The sequence below is a fragment of the Rathayibacter sp. AY2B5 genome (assembly GCF_002931645.1).
Taxonomy (GTDB): Bacteria; Actinomycetota; Actinomycetes; order Actinomycetales; family Microbacteriaceae; genus Rathayibacter.
Window position 1 is genome coordinate 35,284 of record NZ_PSUE01000019.1, and the last position, 18,910, is coordinate 54,193.

Below are 18,910 nucleotides of genomic sequence, written 5' to 3' on the forward strand. Positions count from 1 at the left end.
GACTCCCGTCGAACAACCATGTCGGCACTCTACCAAAATAGGTGCCGCCCCCGTACCGATTCAGGTACACCGTCCAGAGGGTCAGCCAGGACTCTGCAACCACTCACGAACCGAGGCGTCGAATACGTCCGGCGCGACGTTGTACTCCCAGGCATGCGCAGCGGGCGGGAGCAGGGCTAGCGCGCTCCGCTCGGCGTTCACGCTCACGAAGGCCCGTGACAACGAGGCAGGCACCTCCCGATCTCCTTCTGAGTGGATGAGGAGGGTCGGAACGGTGAGTCTCGGTCCTTTGGTCCAGTCCAGGGCATCGAAATCGATGGGCCCGGGAAGTCCTACGAGGGCGCTGAGGGGGCGAGTGGAGAGCGCGAACGTCCCAAGCGCACCCACCGCCGATGGCAGATGAGCACGGCGCGCTCCAGCCCGAATGACCTGCCGCCAGTCGGTGGCGGGCGCGATGAGGACGAGGGCGGTGATGAGTTGGCGGTGTCGAGACCGCTCGGTGAGTTGAAGTGCGATGCCGCCACCGAGGGACCAGCCGAACAGAACGATGCTGTGCGCTCCGTGCTCCACGGCGTAGTTGATCGCAGCATCGACGTCATCCCATTCGGTTTGACCGAGAGTCGACGCCCTGTTCTTCGCTGGTGGCCCATCTCCGTCACCTCGGAACGAAGGAACGAGCGACGTGTAGCCGAGCTTGCGTGCTGCCGGGACTGAGCGCAGCGCGGTGATGCGGGTGGTGCGTATGCCGTGCACGTGGATCGCCCAGGTTGTTTCGCCCTCGCCGCCGGTCGACGGGAAGAGCCACGCCGGACATGGGCCTGTTGGCGCGTCGACGTGAATCTCGCGCACGCGCGGGTCGATGTCCTCAGGACGTGCGAAGACGTGCCCGGTCCATCGGCCTTCGTGAGCGGTAGAGAGATCGCCGCCGGTGACTCGAAGAACCTCGCGCCGAACGGTCCGCTCGATCGCGTCGTGATGAAGGATCCGGCCGACGAGCGCGTGGCCCCAATCGGAGTCGAACCAGAAGCCGTACTCGCCGTCGTGAAGGGTTTCGGGCGTGGCGTGGAGAGTGAGGCTGTCCGGGGTCGCCGAGAGGACCTGCACGGTCCTCTTGCGCCCGGGCATCACGACTCGCCGCCCCAGGACGACACCGACGCCTGCCAGCAGGGACAGGGCAGTCACAGCGGCTCCCGCTACTCCTACGACAGCTCTCACGCCGCCTTGCCGGGCGCTCATCGAGTCCAAGCTCTTGTGGTCGCGGGGGAGGGGAGCTGTTCCATCACGATGGCCTCCGCCGCTGCAACGTGACGAGCGTCGGCTGGTGTCAGACGGCCGCGGTGAGCGTTCTCGAAGTCGCGTAGCGCGATGACCAGGTCGTACACGACCGCGATCGATGATTCGTCTCGAGCGCGACTTGACCCGTTCGTAGTCGGCGTCACCGCGAGTCTGCCGGCGAGGCGGCGAAGTCGCCGTGCATGCCGACTGAGTCGTGCCTCGCGCATGGCCTTCTGCAGAGTGAATGAGGCGATTCCGGTGACGATGAGGATCACGCCGCAGTAGAACAGGAAGTCGAACGCGTTCCGCAGGAGGACGCGGAAACCGAGGTCGGTGATCTCGAAGTGGTCGAGGGACAAGACGATGATCTCGTCGATGCAGGCGAGGATGACGAGGCTGCTGCCTGCGACGAAGAAGCCGTAGGAGCGCGCTTTTCTGCGACGGAGACCAAGCAGGAGCATCGTCGAGATGGCGAGGATCGCCGTCATGTAGATGCTGGCGTAAAGCCAGGAACTTGTCTGGGAGATGTGCTCGGTGATGAAAGTTTTCGAGGTGGGTTCCTTGTCGGTGATGAACAGGAACGGCACGACGAAGGACACGAGCATGGCGGCGAGGATGAGCTTCCTCGTCCAGAATCGCGGGGTGCTGCGGGACTGAAGGAGGGCTGCTCGCATGACCAACCAGAACGCGGTGGTCGCCAGGACGTTCTGGGCGAGGTTGATGTAGTTCTCGCCACCGAGGAACCGGTCCATTCCGGGGTGGACTCGGGTGAGGAGCGCAAGGGAGCCGACTCCGCTCGCGAGCCAGGACAACCGGCTCGAGGGCTGGGAGACAGCAGCGGGGATCCGGGCGACGAAGACGACGGCGAGGACCGCAAGAGCGATCAGGGCTAGAGCCTGCATCTACCCGAAGACCTCCTCGTCCTCCCGGAAACGAGGACGCAGGAGTGAGCGGGAAAGAAGATGGGCGAGGTGCTCTGCTTCGCCTTCGAGGATGCGCCGGTCCCCATCGACGTTCTCGAGGTCCTCCAAGCCGCCTGCTTCTAGGAGCCGGCCGCGCACGACTCCGTTCGTCCCCCGATAGGAGGCGACGGAAGAGTCGTCCCCAAGGACGTTGCAGCCGGGGTGGCGGAGGGCGATATGAGCGAGTTCGTGCAGGATGCAGTGCATCTGGTAGAGCCGGGTATCGGTCGAGCGGTAGAGAATCTGGGCCTCGTCGGGGAAATCGACCCAGAGAGCTGTGAGCGTCTGCCAGTCATCGTCGTCGATGGCATCGACGTGGATCGGTTTGCCGTGCAGGTCAGAGACATGCTTGAGGAGGGCATCCAGGGTCTGATCGTCCTGGAACCGATTCTCCTCGAACGTCTGCGTCGTGCGTGTGGCGACGTCGGCGTGTTCGAACCACAGGGCTTCGTTGCTCTGGGTGGTGCTCATTCGGTAGTGCGCTCCTTCGGAGTTCGCTCGATCGACAGAATCGCCTTGGTCACGGCGGCGAGCTGCTTCGCGTTCATGCCCCCAAGCGCTCGAGCACTGACCGAGGTGGCTCCGGTAGCCAGTAGCGCCCGGTGGAAGCGGATCTCCGCTTCGATGAGCTCGCTGGCTTCGTCTTCACGCCTTGCAGTCAGGTACTCGTAGCTGACGCCGAAGAACTCGCTGAGACCGACGAGCAGATTGACCGGGAGCCGCGTGGAGCCCTCCAGCTCAAGCAGCTCATCCCAGTCCTTCGGCTCGAAGCTGATGTCGCGACCGCGGATGGACTGAACGAGGGCGTCAAGCGTGAAAATCTGAGCATCCGCACTCGTCGGCCCTTCGGCGAGGAATCGGAGTCTTCGAGCGAACTCCCTGCCGTCGATGCGCTCAGCAGTGAGCTCTCCGCCACCGTCTTCCGGGTTCGGAGAAGACGCGAGCTGCAGCACTTCGTACGGTTCGACCCCGAAGGCTCCAGCGAGCTTCTCGATGTCGTTGGTGGTGAACGGCGCTTCGCCGCGCAGACGGATGTAGAAGTAGTTCGCCGAGATGCCTGCAGCACGGATGAGTTCAGTGTTGGTCAGCCGTGCACGATCGCGGAGCGTCTCGACCGCGCGGACCACGCGTCGCGAAAAGTCCGTCGGTCCCGGCGCCGGTCGTCTAGCCACCCCTGGAATGTACCAAAGATGATATAAGCCCATTTCGGTAACCGAGCCGGGTTGCAATAGCTACCGAAATCGGTAGTTTTGTCGGGTGCCCGCTTCTTCGTCTCGGTACTCAACCGTCTTGCTCGCCCTCATCGCCTCCCTCCTCGTGAGCGGCTGCTCGTCGACTTCGCCAGGTGAGGCGTCACGTGAGAACGAGTCACCGCAGACCGCCTCACCTCTCCCCAACACCCGACTCTCATCGCCGACGCCGACCTCTGAGGGCGTACAACCGGTCGACACGGAGCCGTCCCCAGAACCGTCTCTCATGAGCTCAGCCGTCGCGATTGCGACGGAAGCGGTGGTGGCGTTCTGCCGTCCAACGCTCGGTTACGACACCTGGATCAGCGAGCTCTACCCGTTTTTGAGCCAGCGGGCGGCAGGGGCCTACGAGACGGTCGACCCGGCAAACGTGCCCTGCACGAGCCTCACGGGCGCTGCGACCGTCCGCGACGGTGACGGCGCGTTTACGATGCGCATCCTCGTCCCCACCGACGCGGGGGAGTACTCCGTGTACGTCCACCGCACCAGCGAGAGCACTCCCTGGGCCGTCGAGCAGATCACCCCTCTGGCCTCGGAATAGCCGAATGCAGAAGGGTGGAATGGGGGTACTGGCGGCGGTCATGGTGCCCGTCGTGGCGGTCGCAATGCTGTTGTGGGTGCTGTTCTTCGGCGGCTCTGCTGCCGCGGCATGCCTGCCGGGCGGGGGGCCCGTCAACGTCTCCGCCATCCCTGCGGACGCGAAGGTCGGCGCCTACGGGCACGACCAGCTCGTGAACGCTGCACTGATCGTGAACGCGGGAGCCGCGAAGGGGCTCGGCGCGGACGGGCAGACGCTCGGCGTGCAGACAGCGATCGGGGAGTCATCCCTGGTGAACATCACCTACGGGGACGGTGCGATCAACCCGGACGGGTCAGTTGCCGACTCGATCGGACTGTTCCAGCAGCAGTCGAGCTGGGGCACCGTTGAGCAGCGAATGGACCCGACCACCTCGGCGGGCTTCTTCTACGACCGCCTCGTCGCGATCGAGGGCTGGCAGTCGATGGAGCCCTCGATCGCGATCAACAAGGTCCAGCGCAACGCCGACCCGAGCCACTACACGAAGTACCGCGCCGACGCCGTGGGGATCATGACCTACCTCAACGGCCTCGGCAGCAGCACGACCGCACCTGCGACGACCGCTGCACCGGTCGATGTTCCGTCTACGCCGGCCAGCACCGCACCTGCGACGGCTGCGCCGATCGGTGGATGCGTCGACGTATCTGGCGACGCGCAGGCCCTCGCAGCCGGCCTCGTGACGGCGATAGAAGAGGGGCGCCTGCGACTGCTCGAGGAAAGGTACGCGCAGCAGATCCGCGACATGGCCGCCGGCACCGCGAAGGAGAACTGCGGCATCGACGTGCGGATCCTCCAGATCATCACGATCGCTCTGAACACGTTCGAAAAGGTGGGCGTCTCCGACCTCAACCGCCAGTGCACCGAATCCCTCCTGGGCGCCGGCACCGGCTCCTCGCACTGGATCGACGGCGGCGGCCACGCGGTCGACTTCTTCTCTTTCGATAACACCGCGACGACCGGTTGCGACGCGAACGCGCTCAAGCTCCTCGACGTCCTCGACCCGCAGGTGCCCGCGGGCTCTCGCGCCGGGCAAATTCAGTGCCGCTCGACCAGCTATGAGCACATCACGCAGTTCACAGACACCCCGAACCACCTGCACTTCGATGTCGGGTTCGCGGACGGTCCACTCATCACCGGATAACCGGACCTCTTCGGAGCCCCAACCGGCGGCACCGAACACCCCCGCACCACCAACACAGAAAACGGAGTACCTACATGTCTGCACTCGCTCTCACCTCCGAGCTGATCACGGCCGCCGGTGCGCTCGGCGCGGTCGTGCCCGACCCGGGCCCCGGCGGCATGCCCCCCGGATTCGAGGCCTTCACCACCGTCATGGGCTGGGCCAAGTGGGTCGGCCTCGGCGTCGCCGTCGTCGGCCTGATCATCCTCGGCGTCACCATGACCGTCTCCGCCCGCCGCGGCGAGGGCGGCGAGATCGGCGGCTGGCTCGGCCGACTCCTCGTCGGCGTGATCATCGTGTCCGCCGCCTTCACAATCGTCGGCTTCCTCATGGGCAGCTAGCGCACGAGGACACCGACTGGCATCACCAATGAGAGGCACGACGTCATGAGCGACACGCAGTCCCGCAACCCGTTCACCAGTCGAGGATTCATCTTCGGAGCAATCGTCTTCGGAATCCTCGTCCTGGCCGCGATCCTGCTCGCCGTCACGTCCCTGGACAGTGGTGGCGGGCAGGGCACCGCCACGCCCGCCACCACTGCAACGCCCACCCCCGAGACCTCAGCGGTCGACGCCGAGGCTGCGAGCATCTGCGGCCTCCCTGGACTCGACAAGAGCGGCAGCCTCGCTGCCGCACCCGACGCGGAGTGGACCATCGTCGGGACCATGGCAGCGCCCTCCTCGGACGATGCAGGGCCCGGCGTCGTCGACGCCGACGGAGTCCGCAGCTGCTACGCGCACACCGTGGAAGGCGCAGCCTTCGCCGTCGCGAATCTTTGGGCGATGGGAACGGACGGCCGTCTGAGCGATCTCGTCACCGAACGCCTCACCGTTCCCGGCCCCGGTCGAGACGCCGCGCTGGCCCGCGAGACCACTCAGAGCAACACCGGCCTGAGCTCCCAGATCGCCGGCGTGAAAGTCCTCGCCTACGACGGCCAGAACGCCACCATCGACATCGCCTTCCAGATCTCCGACGGACGTCTCATCAGCTTCCCATACGCCCTCAGCTGGTCCGAGGGCGACTGGAAGTTCGTGCTCACCGACGACGGACTCCCCACCTTCCGCCCGGTCGCTCTGCAGAGCCTCGGCGGCTACCTCCCTTGGAGCGGCACCACATGACCCCAGTCCCCGACAAAGAGCCGTGCTCCGTCGTCGACGTTCTCTGCTGGACCGGAGAAGGCATCGGCAACGTCGTCTCGCAGGCGTCGAACGACGCTCTGCAGCAGTTCGTCAACAACATCCTGGAGGGCTTCGGCAAAGCGGTCGTCTCGCTCGGCACCCTCTGGGTGAACGTTCCCTCCCCGGTGACCGTCGTCGACCGGGGAGGCGGCGTTAACGGCGGCGGCACACCGCCCCTGCCGGAAGCGTTCGAGACGATCCTCGGCTACGTGACGTGGGTCGCGGCGGGCCTCGCGGTCATGTCGCTCATCATCGCCGGCGTCATGATGAGCACCCGTCGCCGCCACGGCGACGGCGAAGCGCACATGGGACGCATCGGCGTCATCATCTTCGCCGTCTTCCTGCTCTCCTCCGCCTCAGCGCTCGTCACGGGGTTCCTACCCCTGGCGCTGCACCTCAACGAATCTTCGAGCGTCGTCGGCTGGGTGCAAGGGCAGCTCGAGTGGTACGCCGGAGGACTCGCGATCCTGTCGATCCTCGTCGCCGCCGGCCGCATGGTCTGGACGCAGCGCGCGGGCGAGTTGCGCACCCTCGCCCGGTCGGTACTGACGCTGATCGCCGTCGCCGGCGCGGGACTCGTCGTGATCCGTCTCGCCACGCAGGCAGGCGACGCCTTCTCGATCTGGATCCTCAACAACTCCACCGACTGCGACGTCACCAACGGTGAGAGCAACTGCTTCGGCACGAACATCTTCGCGATGATTTCACTGACCGCAACGTCGGGTATCGGCCTCATCGGCTTGTTCCTCCTCGGCATCCTCGCCGTGCTCATGACCTACGTTCAGATCGCGCTCATGGTGTTCCGCGGCGCGATGCTCGTCGTCCTCGCCGGCATCTTCCCGATCGCCGCGGCCGCGACCAATACGGAAATCGGGCAGCAGTGGTTCAAGAAGACGATGGCCTGGACCCTCGCCTTCATCCTCTACAAGCCCGCCGCGGCGATCGTCTACGCGATCGCGTTCCGGATGACCGGCACTGATCTGTTCAAGTCGGACGGGACCGGGCTGTTCCAGATCGTCACGGGCCTCGCGCTGATGCTCATCGCGCTCGTGGCCCTGCCCGCGCTGATGCGCTTCCTCGTCCCCGCTGTCGCCTCGGTGGGCGGTGGCGGTGGCGGGGCCGGCCTCCTGCTCGGTGCGGCCGCGGCCGGTGGAGCGGCGGAGATTGCCAGCGGAGCAATCCGCTCGCGCAACGGAGGCGACAGCGGCGGGGGCGGAGGGTCGCCCGGCGGCGGTGGCTTCGGCTCCGCACCGTCCGGCAGTAGCGCCTCCGCCGGCAGCAAGGGGTCACCCGCTGCGACTCCGGCCGCCTCCGGTGCAGGCGGCGGCGCAGCAGCAGGCGGCGGCGCAGCTGGCGGAGCTGCGGCCGGCGGAGGCGCGGCAGCGGGCGGTGCGGCGGCAGGCGGTGGTGCCGCAGCCGCGGCAGGAGGCCCGATCGGTGTCGGCCTTGCGGTGGCAGGGAAGGCCGCCGAAGGCGCGAAGCACGCAGCAGGGGCGGTCAAGGCCGCCACGGACGACGCCACTGGCGGCAACGGAAGCGGGAACTGATGAGCACCACAACCCCCACGCGCAGCGCTGAGGCGCCGCGCACGTACGGCAACTGGCGCCGCCCGCAGACCGCGGGACTCGGCGGCCTCGGACAGCTCGCCACGGGCGTGCTGTTCGTCGGCATCCTCTCCTCGATCATCGCGTCGATGTTCTCCGGCCTCGGGGCCGCGCTCGTCGTCGCCGCGATCTTGCTGACGGTTTCAGTGAAGGACAAGCACGGGCAGAGCGCCCTCGGAAGGACGGTGAATCGCGTGAACTGGATGCGGACGAAGGCCAAGGGAGCGAACGTCTACCGCTCCGGCCCCGCGGGCAGAGCGAAATGGGGCACGTTCCAGCTCCCCGGACTCGCTGCGGCGTCGCAGCTCTCCGAGCACGAGGACTCGCACGGGCGCCGATTCGCTCTCGTGCACGTCCCCTCCACCAAGCACTACACCGTCGTAATCGCTACCGAGCCGGACGGCGCCGCGCTAGTGGATCAGGAGCAGGTCAACAACCAGGTCGCGGAGTACGGCATCTGGCTCTCCAACCTCGGAGACGAGCCCGGCATCGAGGCCGCCTCCGTCACCGTCGAGACGGCCCCCGACACCGGTACGCGCCTGCGCTCGGAGGTCGAGGGGTCGATGGACCCGGACGCGCCTGAGTTCGCTCGAGCGATGCTCTCGGAGGTCGTGAGCAGCTACCCGGTCGGGTCGGCAACGATCCGCGCCTACGTCGCGATCACCTTCTCCTCCCTGTCTCGCATCGGCGGGAAGCGCCGCAACGCGAAGGAGGTCGCCGCCGACCTCGCCGCCCGCCTGCCCGGCCTGACGACGAGCCTTGCCGCGACAGGGGCCGGCGCTGCCCGGCCGCTCGGTGCTCAGGAGCTGTGCGAGGTGATCCGGATCGCCTACGACCCCGCCGCCGCCGTCCTGATCGATGAGGCCCGCGCCTCCGGGGACGTTCCCGAGCTGTCCTGGACGGACGTCGGCCCCGCGGCCGCTGAGTCCCGGTGGGAGTCGTACCGGCACGACGGCGCCGTGTCCACGTCGTGGACGATGACCTCCCCACCTCGCGGAGTCGTGCAATCCGGGATCCTCGCGCGCCTGCTCGCGCCGCACCGCGACGTCGCCCGCAAACGCGTCACCCTGCTCTACCGCCCCATCGACCCGGCCCGCGCCGCGGCGATCGTGGAGGCGGACCTGAACGCGGCGCAGTTCAACAGCTCCGCGTCGACCAAGCCCACCGCCCGCTCGACCCTCTCCACCCGCTCCGCCCAGGCGACCGCGGCGGAAGAGGCCTCCGGCGCGGGCCTGCTCAACTTCGGCCTGATCGTCACCGCGACGACCACCGACGCTGTGCACGAAGCGGACGCACGCGCGGCGATCGACTCGCTGACCGCCGCGGCGCGTCTTCGGGTGCGGCCGGCGTTCGGGTCGCAGGACACCGTCTTCGCTGCGGGTCTGCCGCTGGGCCTCGTGCTCCCGCGTCACCTGCGCCTGCCCACCGAAGTGAGGGAGTCCCTGTGAGCCTGATCACCCGCCTGTTCTCCTCGAACAGCGACAACGAGCTCGAACCCGGCGAGGACGTCCTGCCAGACGGAGCGGTCACCGCCGCGCACGGCGACACGACGGGGGAGGAGCTCACCGGCGACGGCCTGCCCACCGGCGCCGTGTCGTCCTCGGCAGAGCCCGGCACCGACACGACGGCACCCTCGCGGCGGGCTGCGCGCGGGCAGGGCGAAGCTCCAGCCCCGGTAGCAGCGGTCGCTCAGCGCCCGACGCTCACCAGAGAGCACACCACCCCGCGCACCCGGCGCCGAGAGGGGAAGAAGATCGAGATCCCGCACGGCGGGAAGAAGAAGAGCCAGGGGACGGCGCTGCGCCGTCCTCTGCGCCCGAGCATCCGCGGGTGGCTCGGGCGCGGCGGTGGTGAAGCCGTCAACGTCACGGCCGCGGATGAGTTCCGAGGGACGACCGTGCAGGTGTGCGGGCTGTACCCGTTCTCGGTCGGGACGGGTACGCCAATGATCGGGGTGCCGCTGGGGAAGAACCTCTCCACCGGCGCCTCCGTCTGCTGCGACCCGATCAGCTGGTTCCAGCGCGCAAACCTCATCTCCAACCCGTCGATGTTCGTGCTCGGCAAGCCCGGCCTGGGGAAGTCCTCGCTGACCCGCCGCATGGCCGCCGGCCTCGCCGGCTACGGCACGATCCCCCTCGTGCTGGGCGACCTCAAGCCGGACTACGTGGATCTGATCGAAGCCCTCGACGGGCAGGTGATCCCTCTCGGCCGTGGCCGCGGGTACCTGAACATCCTCGATCCCGGCGAGGCGTCGGAGGCGGCGCAGCGCCTCCGTGACGAGGCCGACCGCTCGCTCGAGCGGGCCGACGAGCTCGCGCACCAGGTCGACGCGCTCGGCGTCTCCGACGACACCGCGGCGATGATCGCGGAGGTCGGCCGGCTGCGCAAGCACGCCGCGAAGGTGCAGCGCCTCGCGCACCAGGTCCTCGCGGACGCCCACGGGCGCCGACACACGATGGTCGCAGCGCTGCTGACGATCCTCCGCTCCCAGCCGCCGAGCGACCGTGAAGAGACGATCATCGACCGGGCGCTGAAGTACCTGGACGAGCACCACCAGGGCGTGCCGGTCCTCGCGGACCTCCTGCGCGTGATCCAGGAGGCGCCGGACGAGATTCGTCAGGTCGCCTTAGACCGCGGCAACATCGAGAAGTACAAAGACGTCACCGAGAACCTCGAAGCCTCCCTCATCGGCCTCACCACCGGTGGACGTCTGGGCGAGGTGTTCTCGAAGCAGACGACCACGCCGATGCGTCGGGACCGGCCCGTCGTCTACGACGTGTCCTCGATCGACGACTCCGAAGGCGACCTCCAGGCCGCGATCCTCCTCGCCTGCTGGTCCGCCGGCTTCGGGACCGTCAACGTCGCGGCCGCCCTCGCGGACGCGGAGCTCGAACCGCAGCGGCACTACTTCGTGATCCTGGACGAGCTGTGGCGGGCGCTGCGCGCGGGTAAGGGCATGGTCGATCGCGTCGACGCGCTCACCCGCCTGAACCGCGCCCGCGGCGTGGGCCTGGCGATGATCAGCCACACCATGTCCGACCTCCTCGCACTGGCCTCCTCGGAGGATCAGATGAAGGCGAAGGGCTTCGTGGAACGCTCCGGCATGGTCATCTGCGGCGGCCTCCCCGGTGCTGAGATGCCGCTGCTGACCTCGGCGGTGCCGATGTCGATCGCGGAACAGGGGATGCTCACCTCCTGGCAGGACCCGCCCGCCTGGGACCCCGTGTCCGGGCACGAGTCCGAGCCTCCCGGCCGCGGCCGCTTCCTGATCAAGGTCGGCGGACGTCCCGGTATCCCGGTGCGCGTCGAGCTGACCGCAGCAGAGAAGGAGGTCAACGACACCAACAAGCTCTGGCACGCGACCTCCCGCGCCGGCCGCGCAGCGGAGCCACTGCCCACCGATCCCGTGAACGTCGAGATCCTGCCGTGAGCGTCCTCGTCGCACTCGGCGCGAGCTGCGTCGCGGCCGGCGCCGCCGGCGCCGCGATCATCAGCGCGATCCGAGCCCGTCAGCGGACGGCAGACCGCGATCGGTTCCTGCTCACCCTCTGCTGGACCGGCGTCGGGCTCATGGCGAGCTTCGTCGCCTGGGACCAGTGGGACCGGGTGATCGCGTGAGCTGCCCGTCGACGCTCGCCTTCGAGGGCTACCGCTGGACCTGCCAGCGGTCCGCCCCGGGGGAGCACGGCTTCCACACGACCGACCTCCCCGTCTCCTTCGCGGAGCGGGGCCTCGCGGTCCTCTCCTGGGGGACCTCGCACCAAGCACCCGCCGACGACTGCACCCCGCGGTGGGCCGTCCCGATCTACACGGAGGAGTCCGCATGAGCGCCACCGCCAACAACCGCCGCCGCGAGCCTGGCAAGGCCAATAACGACGCCCTGATGCTCGGCGCAGCCCTCGTGGCGATTGCTGCGATCGGCATCGTATGGGTGGCCGTCGCGGTCGGTTCCAAGCTCGACGGAGTGAACGAGGGCTTGCCCTCGGACCCGTTCGAGATCCTGTCGGGGCTTGCCCGCGGCACGGTCACCTGGTCCTCGTCCGCGACGATGATCGCCGCGGCCGCCGGCGGCGTCATCGTCCTCGTCGCTCTGTGGTTCCTCTGGATGAGGGCACTCGGCCGCAAGGGTCGCGCGAACGTCGACCGGGCTGCCCGCTACATGGCGACCGAACGAGACTTGGCGCCGATGCTGAGCAAGGAGGCGATGAAGAAGTCCAAGCGCCTGGGTGTTGACGGCTCGCCCGGCGTGCCAGTGGGGCGGCTCGTGTCGACGGGGAAGATGCTTTACGCCTCGTTCGAGGACATGATCACCGTCGTCGCCGGCCCCCGCGTCGGGAAGTCGACGTCGCTGGTCATCCCGGCGATCATCGCCGCCCCGGGCGCAGTCGTCACGACCTCGAACAAGCGCGACGTGCTCGACGCGACCCGTGACGTCCGCGAGAAGGACGGACCTGTGTGGGTGTTCGACCCGCAGCGCGTCGCCCGCGAGGACCCGACCTGGTGGTGGAACCCGCTGTCCTACGTCACTGACGACGTGCGCGCCGCGAAACTCGCGCAGTACTTCGCCTCGGGGTCCCGGGCGACGGACGCGAAGACGGACGCCTTCTTCGACGGCGCCGGACAGAACCTCCTCGCCGGCATGCTGCTCGCCGCAGCGGTCGGGCAGAAGCCGATCAGCCAGGTGTTCGCGTGGCTCACCGACGTCACCAACGAGGAGCCGGTGCGACTGCTGCGCTCCGGCGGATACCCGATGACCGGCGACGCGGTGCTCGGCATCATCCAGTCCACCGAGAAGCTGCGCGGGTCGGTCTACTCGACCGCGCAGGAGATGGCGGCGTGCTTGAAGAACACGCAGGTCGCGGACTGGGTGAACCCCCGCGGCACCGCGGACCCGCGGCCGCAGTTCGACGCGGCAGAGTTCGTTCGCGGCTCCGGCACGCTCTACTCCCTGTCGAAGGAGGGCGCCGGCACCGCCGGGCCCCTCGTCACCGCGCTCACCGCCGCCACTCTCGAGGCGGCGACCGACCTCGCCGACACCTCGCCCGGGGGCCGACTGCGCACGCCGCTCGTCGGGATCCTCGATGAGGCCGCGAACGTGTGCCGGTGGCGGGACCTCCCGGACCTGTACTCGCACTTCGGCTCCCGCGGGATCCCGATCATGTCGGTGTTCCAGTCCTGGTCGCAGGGCGTCGCCGTGTTCGGCAAGGAGGGCATGTTGAAGCTGTGGAGCGCGTCGAACGCGTTCCTCTACCTCGGCAGCGTGAAGGAGAACGACTTCCTCCAGAACGTCTCCGAGCTCGTCGGAGACTACGACCGCGAAACCACCTCCGCCAGCTACAACAAGGGCGCCCGCTCGACCTCGATCGCACTGAAGCGCGAGCGGATCCTGACCGTGGACGAGCTCGGCGCGATGCCCCGCGGCCGCGCCGTGATGCTCTCCACCGGATCCCGGGCTGCACTGCTGCGCACCGTCCCCTGGTACGAGGGCACGAAGGAGAAGGTCGCGGCGATCAAGGCTTCCATCGCCGCTCACGACCCCGCGACCGCCCCGGTACGCGGCGCCGAGCCGACTCCTGCCGCGGCGACGTCGGCGCAGCCGGTCGTGACCAGCGCCGAGCCGGTCGCCGCGACCGTCGAGCCTGCTCCGGTGATCGACCTCGCCGCATCCATGCGGGCTCTGATGGAGAACGAAGACGCCAAGCGGACGGAGGCGCAGCGTGACTGACGACGATCCACTCGCGGGAGGAGACGTGCAGGAAGCTGCGGGCCTCCCGGCCGCCGTCGACAGGGATGCCGACACCGCGGCCGCGGCGCTGCTCGGCGCGTTCGACGTCGACGCGATCGCCGCGAGAGAAGTCTCGGACGTCATCACCGGGATCATCGCCGGAATGACGAAGGAGGCCCTGGAACGAGCCCTGACGCCCGAGCGGGTCGAACTGATGCAGACCCGCGCCGAAGCGGCCGTTCAGCGCTCGTTCGAGGAGGAGTCTGCCCCGACCCTCGTCTACGGCTCGGCGGACGAGTGGCTGCGGAAGTACTGGCGCTACACCTACCGGCGGCGTGTCTCCGCCAAGGGTCAGGGCACCGGACGATGGCGCGCCGACTGGTGGACCGTCGATGAGGCCGTGCAACGGATCGAAGCGCTCTGGCGCAGCTGGGAAGCGTCTCGTGCCGACGCGGGGCTTGGGATGAGCGCCTGGTGGATCAACCATGCCGAGCCCCACATGGCTGCGCTGCTGTCCACAGACGGGCCGTTCACAGGAGCGACTGACGAGAATCTGCCGGGGGCGCCGCTGCCATACCTCGATCCGCCTGCAGGAATGTTCGACGTCGATAACCAGCCCTAGCGTGAGCGGCGCACTCACCATTTTCTATCAGCGCCCGCGCAACTGAACGAACCGCGACCGCAGAGGCGTCTCATGGCAAGGGCGGTGCGATGGCCTTCTTCACTGCGATCAGGGTCAACGAGCGACCCACAGGAGACGACTGCCGCGAATGCGGACGTGATCGATGTGTCGACGAGGGCCCGACAGGTCGGCGACGAGGCCGCGGAGCTCGGCTGCAACGTAGTCGGTGGGGCGGGGAGCGCCTGGTGAGCCAGGCGCCGCAGCTCGAGCGCCACGTAGGCGCCGCCCGGCCCGTCGGCAGGCAGGCGCTGATCGCTCGTCAAAGAGCGCATTTCGAGGACCTCGAAGCCGGCCTCCCTCAATTGCCGGGGCACAGTCCGGGCCGGGGGAGTCCGCTCCGGCGGCCGCTCGCAGGGTGGTTTTCAGCAGCTGATGCTCACCTTCTGGCCGGAGCTCTGAGCCAGGCATCGGATCGAGTCCGCGAGCGGTGCCGCGATCCAATCGGACGTGACCCACTGCGCCGACGCGTCGCGATAATCGAAGGTGTAGACGTCGGTGTTCGCGAGGTACTGCAGGATGCCGACCACGGTCCAAGAGGACGAGGTGATCGATTCACCGATCGTGCCGAGGTCGGCCGTGCGCGAGAACTTGCCGAGCGGCGTCGAGAGCCCGGTCCAGCCGTGGACGATCAACTTCAGGACGATTCGGCCCGACTCCGGATCCGGACTCGCCTCGCCGTCGGCTTCGTAGTCGCTGATTCAGACGCTTGCCTGCTCGAGCCCTCCGGGCGTACAACCGGCGGAGAGATGTGTGCGCGCTCTCGAGCAACGCGAACACCCAGCTGCGGTCGGTCACCGGCTGCCGACACTCCGCGAACTGGAGCTGCAACGGCAGTATGGGCGACACCCACAGCGACGCCCGACCCGTCACAAAGGCTGGCATGATGACCCAGTCGAGCAGGAGCACTCCGAGAGAGTCCCTTAAACCAATGAACGTCGCGCCCGCGATCATGCAAAGGAGGCCGACGACGATCCACGGTCGACGGCGACCGAACCGGCTACGGCTACGGTCGCTGGGGCGACCAAAGAGAGGATCCGCGACGATGGCCGCGAGAGTGCCCGAGCCGGCCGCGATCGAGAAGACGCGGGCTGGCCCCTTTCAGAGCCGCAGAACGTCCAAGGCTGCTTGCAGCGTACGGTGTCACCGCTTTGGTGACTGGCGGACTGCACGGAGGGACAGTACAGTGCAAAGGATTTAGGCGTACTATATTCGCTAAGTGCTCTTACCTATGCACCCCCATCCGGCGCACGATTGCTACGGGGATCAGTGGGCCAGCCAGCTATTTCCCATCGGCTATGAACCGGTCGAGCAAGTTTGCTAAACGCCAAGCTACTTTACTGCCAATAAAATTCCTGAACTGCTAAGCCGATAGGCATATGAAGTGAAAAAGTTTATAGGGCTAGGAATCTCGCTGGCTGTTATCGCCGGTACCCTCATCCCCGCAGCCGACGCCGTAGCGACGCCTTTGGATGTTGAAGTGAGCGGATACGGCAAGAGTGAGTGCACGGACTTGCTCGTTGTAGGCGTTCGAGGATCCGGTGAAACGCAGGACTATGGCGACAAGGTTCGGCCGGTAATTGAGGAGATTCAATCCAAATTTGGCGTGCCTGCTAGCGGAATAGTAGGCAAGGCGGAAAAGAATGGACTCTCCGTATCTTACGAGCCAATCGACTACACCGCAGCGCCGGTGTCAGCACTACAATACGACCTCGCGTCCAGCGTCGGTGATCTTACCGGGTACAATAATTGGGCATACTTCGATTCCATCGATGATGGCACGACTAAACTTAATAAAAGAATCCTAGAATCAATCCGTTCGTGCCCCAAGCAAAAGTGGGCCTTTGTCGGTTACTCACAAGGCGCACTTGTTATAAACAATGCATTGCACGGGTGGAGTGATACGAATCGGATCGCGGGAATCGTAAAGATTGCGGACCCCGCTAGAGATTCAAATAGAGATCCGAACAATCGCGGAACGGACGACTCTGGCTCGGGCATTCAACGACAAGCCTGGGGTCTTTTCCAGGGCGAGATCACCTACCCGGCGGCGCTCGATTCGCTCACAGTACAACTGTGCGACCGCTTCGATTTGGTTTGCGACTGGAATGACGCCTCCGCTCGAGCCGTTGGCGCACTCGCTGCCTTTAGCACACCGCTTACTATTTCTTATGGCGAATCGGGTGCCATTCACACTGCGTATGACACTGCTCGCCTTCGTGGGCTCGCATCACAGATTGTTCAACGTGGCGCTGACATTTCTCGTCCAGTCCATCTAACAAACGAAATACTACTCTGCGGATCGACCACTAGCGGAACAGCAGCTCTCGCGGCGACGCGGCCTGGCGGCACCTGGACCGTCGTGCAAAGCAGCCCGACGTCAACCACGTTTCTCTCCGAGTACGACCAGACCTCGACGCCTCGTGCCGAACTAAAGTTAGAGAGCTCTGGCCGATTTGAGGTCGCGCTTTCCCGGGGCCTTGTTGCCACCTGGCAAGTGAACTACTCCACAGATACCTTCTCTGGCTGGACAACTCAACTCAAAGTCACGAGCATGGGCAGCTGCGATAATGCAACTGCCTGCTCATCTTCCACCGTAGAACGAAATCCGGATCTTTATGACAAGGGATTTTGGACGTCGACAGGGGAAGAGGCGTCGTTCCCAGGGTTGTTGCGCGTAACGGGAAGGGTCCTCTGCCCCGACGGTCGACCTGCCGGAGGTGTCGTGGCAACCGTCCACTGTTGGGGACCTCAGTACATTAGATCTGAGCACAAGAACTACATCGGTTGGGGCCCATGCGATAGTAAGGAAGTTAAGCGAACCTATACCGACACAGAAGGTTACTTCAGCACTTGGGTTTTCCAGGGCAAATCTGAAGTATTTCCAGAACTCCAGGATCGAATCTTTGTTACGCTAAACGGCCCCATCACCTACTACGAGGAAGGTGCTCCGGGAAACGTTGGAACTCATTTTCCAAACGCGCTCCCAGGACCTCAAGTACCGGGTGGATCCATGTCCGTAAATTATGAGGTGATCCCGGACTACGATTGGAAGACAGACCGATTCGCAAACGGATCATTCGCTCTTGGCGCCACCAACGTCTCTGTCGGCACTACAACACTCTTAGGTTGGTCGCATGTCTCGGTAACACCGGTAGAGAAAAATGGCTCAGCTATTGATCCTACAGAACTTGTGGAGGAGTTTGCATGGGAACGGGGGCGCGTTGACATCGATGGCGCCAGGATTGTCTACAGCTTCCCCGCAAAGACTGACAAAACCCTAGCGGTATCTGGTCAGGATCTGTCGAATGTAGAGTACGGAGAGGCAAGTCTTTTCACGCGATGGATAACGCGTGATTTGTCAGGACCACCCGCCGTCCCCTTGGCCCATTCTTTGCTCCGCGATGGCCCGACAGACATACGAACTTTCAACTTATTGAACGATGAAGTGGTCGATCTTGGCAAAGTGTGGATACCGCGAGCCGCGCTTCTAAAGTTTCAGCAGACGCGGGGCGACGGTAATGCAATGATGGCCGACGGAAAAGTGTTTGCACAAAATACGAATGGACAGTGGGAAGAGTTTACTGACAAATGGCCGGCGCGACTTGAAAACACGCCTCGATATCAAAACTGCATCCCGCAATATGTCGACTGCAAGATCCTCCGTAATTACTTCACTCTGCCTCCAGGTCGTTACCTTTTCCAAGGTGAAGCATGGGTTGACGGCGCAATGACGCCTATGTATTACCCTGGAGTCAAAGATATAGGTGATGCTAAGGTAGTTTCAGTGGGATTCAATGACGTGGTGGACATTGGCTTCCCGTTTCCTGACGCCTATCCGACATTGCCTACGGCAAGTCCCGTCCCCACGAGTAGCCCAGCTCCCAGTTCAACTGCGACCGCAAGTCCCACCCCTTCGGATAGCTCCTGGCCAACTCCTCCTGCTGCGGGGTTCACAACGGCACCGACTCCCACGATCGCGGGAACTGCGACAGTGGGATCGACGTTGAAGGCCACGCCTGGGACTTGGTCTCCGGCTCCCACGTCGATCACCTATCAGTGGAAGCGCAACGGGACGGCGATCACCGGGGCGAGCTCGGCGACCTACGTCCTGGCCTCGGCGGACGCGGGAACGACCATCACGGTCACCACGACCGCGGTGAAGTCCGGTTACACGACCACTACGAAGACCAGCGCCGGCAAAGCGATTCCTGCTGCGGGGTTCACAACGGCACCGACTCCCACGATCGCGGGAACTGCGACAGTGGGATCGACGTTGAAGGCCACGCCTGGGACTTGGTCTCCGGCTCCCACGTCGATCACCTATCAGTGGAAGCGCAACGGGACGGCGATCACCGGGGCGAGCTCGGCGACCTACGTCCTGGCCTCGGCGGACGCGGGAACGACCATCACGGTCACCACGACCGCGGTGAAGTCCGGTTACACGACCACTACGAAGACCAGCGCCGGCAAAGCGATC

18 protein-coding genes (1 of these 18 cut by a window edge) are annotated in these 18,910 nt (G+C 65.8%); 12 read left to right on the forward strand and 6 right to left on the reverse strand.

Translation table 11 applies throughout. The features are described from left to right. Positions 1-81: 81 nt before the first annotated feature. From C5C30_RS12365 to C5C30_RS12380, 4 genes are all read right to left on the reverse strand, one after another. The gene (locus C5C30_RS12365) at positions 82-1,182 is read right to left on the reverse strand and encodes a S9 family peptidase (protein WP_181131561.1); all 1,101 of its coding nucleotides are present in this window, start codon (positions 1,180-1,182) and stop codon (positions 82-84) included. Positions 1,183-1,232: 50 nt separating this feature from the next. Beyond that, positions 1,233-2,027, reverse strand: a complete 795-nt coding sequence (locus C5C30_RS12370) for a hypothetical protein (protein WP_146081534.1) — start codon at positions 2,025-2,027, stop codon at positions 1,233-1,235. A 150-nt stretch (positions 2,028-2,177) separates the two neighbouring features. Further along, positions 2,178-2,708, reverse strand: coding sequence for a hypothetical protein (locus tag C5C30_RS12375; protein ID WP_104333833.1), 531 nt, complete (start codon positions 2,706-2,708; stop codon positions 2,178-2,180). Continuing rightward, positions 2,705-3,409 (reverse strand): helix-turn-helix transcriptional regulator, encoded by a 705-nt coding sequence (locus tag C5C30_RS12380; RefSeq protein ID WP_146081535.1) that lies wholly within the window; start codon positions 3,407-3,409, stop codon positions 2,705-2,707. Before C5C30_RS12380 ends, C5C30_RS12375 begins: the two co-directional genes overlap by 4 nt. A 304-nt stretch (positions 3,410-3,713) precedes the next feature. Between C5C30_RS12380 and C5C30_RS12385 the strand changes: the two genes are divergently transcribed. The 11 genes from C5C30_RS12385 to C5C30_RS12440 all read left to right on the forward strand — a co-directional run bounded on the left by C5C30_RS12385 (position 3,714) and on the right by C5C30_RS12440 (position 14,373). Further along, a complete protein-coding gene (locus C5C30_RS12385; protein WP_104333835.1) occupies positions 3,714-4,028 on the forward strand; it encodes a hypothetical protein in 315 nt (104 codons plus the stop codon). A gap of 4 nt (positions 4,029-4,032) precedes the next feature. Continuing rightward, positions 4,033-5,205: a hypothetical protein gene (locus tag C5C30_RS12390; RefSeq protein WP_104333836.1), complete on the forward strand. Its 1,173-nt coding sequence runs from the start codon at positions 4,033-4,035 to the stop codon at positions 5,203-5,205. A gap of 74 nt (positions 5,206-5,279) precedes the next feature. Further along, the gene (locus tag C5C30_RS12395) at positions 5,280-5,585 is read left to right on the forward strand and encodes a hypothetical protein (RefSeq protein ID WP_104333837.1); all 306 of its coding nucleotides are present in this window, start codon (positions 5,280-5,282) and stop codon (positions 5,583-5,585) included. 45 nt (positions 5,586-5,630) lie between these two features. Then, positions 5,631-6,362: a hypothetical protein gene (locus C5C30_RS12400; protein WP_104333838.1), complete on the forward strand. Its 732-nt coding sequence runs from the start codon at positions 5,631-5,633 to the stop codon at positions 6,360-6,362. Further along, positions 6,359-7,969 carry a hypothetical protein gene (locus C5C30_RS12405; RefSeq protein WP_104333839.1) on the forward strand — a complete coding sequence of 537 codons (1,611 nt, stop codon included), beginning with the start codon at positions 6,359-6,361 and terminating at the stop codon, positions 7,967-7,969. Before C5C30_RS12400 ends, C5C30_RS12405 begins: the two co-directional genes overlap by 4 nt. Beyond that, the gene (locus tag C5C30_RS12410) at positions 7,969-9,474 is read left to right on the forward strand and encodes an SCO6880 family protein (RefSeq protein ID WP_181131563.1); all 1,506 of its coding nucleotides are present in this window, start codon (positions 7,969-7,971) and stop codon (positions 9,472-9,474) included. The genes C5C30_RS12405 and C5C30_RS12410 overlap by 1 nt, the downstream gene beginning before the upstream one ends. A gap of 374 nt (positions 9,475-9,848) precedes the next feature. Then, positions 9,849-11,456: an ATP/GTP-binding protein gene (locus tag C5C30_RS12420; protein WP_258065709.1), complete on the forward strand. Its 1,608-nt coding sequence runs from the start codon at positions 9,849-9,851 to the stop codon at positions 11,454-11,456. Further along, positions 11,453-11,644: a hypothetical protein gene (locus tag C5C30_RS12425; protein ID WP_104333840.1), complete on the forward strand. Its 192-nt coding sequence runs from the start codon at positions 11,453-11,455 to the stop codon at positions 11,642-11,644. Before C5C30_RS12420 ends, C5C30_RS12425 begins: the two co-directional genes overlap by 4 nt. After that, complete coding sequence (locus tag C5C30_RS12430) at positions 11,641-11,853, forward strand: hypothetical protein (RefSeq protein WP_104333841.1); 213 nt, start codon at positions 11,641-11,643, stop codon at positions 11,851-11,853. Before C5C30_RS12425 ends, C5C30_RS12430 begins: the two co-directional genes overlap by 4 nt. Beyond that, positions 11,850-13,751 carry a type IV secretory system conjugative DNA transfer family protein gene (locus C5C30_RS12435; RefSeq protein ID WP_104333842.1) on the forward strand — a complete coding sequence of 634 codons (1,902 nt, stop codon included), beginning with the start codon at positions 11,850-11,852 and terminating at the stop codon, positions 13,749-13,751. The genes C5C30_RS12430 and C5C30_RS12435 overlap by 4 nt, the downstream gene beginning before the upstream one ends. After that, positions 13,744-14,373 carry a DUF4913 domain-containing protein gene (locus tag C5C30_RS12440; protein WP_146081536.1) on the forward strand — a complete coding sequence of 210 codons (630 nt, stop codon included), beginning with the start codon at positions 13,744-13,746 and terminating at the stop codon, positions 14,371-14,373. The genes C5C30_RS12435 and C5C30_RS12440 overlap by 8 nt, the downstream gene beginning before the upstream one ends. Positions 14,374-14,795: 422 nt before the next feature. Here the strand turns inward: C5C30_RS12440 and C5C30_RS12445 are convergent, their stop codons facing one another. Next, entirely contained in the window at positions 14,796-15,065 is a 270-nt protein-coding gene (locus tag C5C30_RS12445; RefSeq protein ID WP_104333844.1) for a hypothetical protein, read from the reverse strand. After that, positions 14,986-15,507, reverse strand: a complete 522-nt coding sequence (locus C5C30_RS17365) for an MFS transporter (protein ID WP_146081539.1) — start codon at positions 15,505-15,507, stop codon at positions 14,986-14,988. The genes C5C30_RS12445 and C5C30_RS17365 overlap by 80 nt, the downstream gene beginning before the upstream one ends. Positions 15,508-15,814: 307 nt before the next feature. Between C5C30_RS17365 and C5C30_RS12450 the strand changes: the two genes are divergently transcribed. Next, a protein-coding gene (locus C5C30_RS12450) for a cutinase family protein (RefSeq protein ID WP_104333853.1) crosses the window boundary here: on the forward strand, positions 15,815-18,910 show its 5' portion. Its footprint extends 153 nt past the window's final position; 3,096 of the gene's 3,249 nt are visible here — the first part of the coding sequence; its start codon is at positions 15,815-15,817; its stop codon lies beyond the right edge, outside the window.

Bases quoted from the DNA above. Each gene is read 5' to 3' on its own strand.
- C5C30_RS12370 (WP_146081534.1), bottom strand. From the start codon at position 2,027: ATGGACCGGTTCCTCGGTGGCGAGAACTACATCAACCTCGCCCAGAAC.
- C5C30_RS12375 (WP_104333833.1), bottom strand. From the start codon at position 2,708: ATGAGCACCACCCAGAGCAACGAAGCCCTGTGGTTCGAACACGCCGAC.
- C5C30_RS12385 (WP_104333835.1), top strand. From the start codon at position 3,714: ATGAGCTCAGCCGTCGCGATTGCGACGGAAGCGGTGGTGGCGTTCTGC.
- C5C30_RS12390 (WP_104333836.1), top strand. From the start codon at position 4,033: ATGCAGAAGGGTGGAATGGGGGTACTGGCGGCGGTCATGGTGCCCGTC.
- C5C30_RS12395 (WP_104333837.1), top strand. From the start codon at position 5,280: ATGTCTGCACTCGCTCTCACCTCCGAGCTGATCACGGCCGCCGGTGCG.
- C5C30_RS12400 (WP_104333838.1), top strand. From the start codon at position 5,631: ATGAGCGACACGCAGTCCCGCAACCCGTTCACCAGTCGAGGATTCATC.
- C5C30_RS12405 (WP_104333839.1), top strand. From the start codon at position 6,359: ATGACCCCAGTCCCCGACAAAGAGCCGTGCTCCGTCGTCGACGTTCTC.
- C5C30_RS12410 (WP_181131563.1), top strand. From the start codon at position 7,969: ATGAGCACCACAACCCCCACGCGCAGCGCTGAGGCGCCGCGCACGTAC.
- C5C30_RS12435 (WP_104333842.1), top strand. From the start codon at position 11,850: ATGAGCGCCACCGCCAACAACCGCCGCCGCGAGCCTGGCAAGGCCAAT.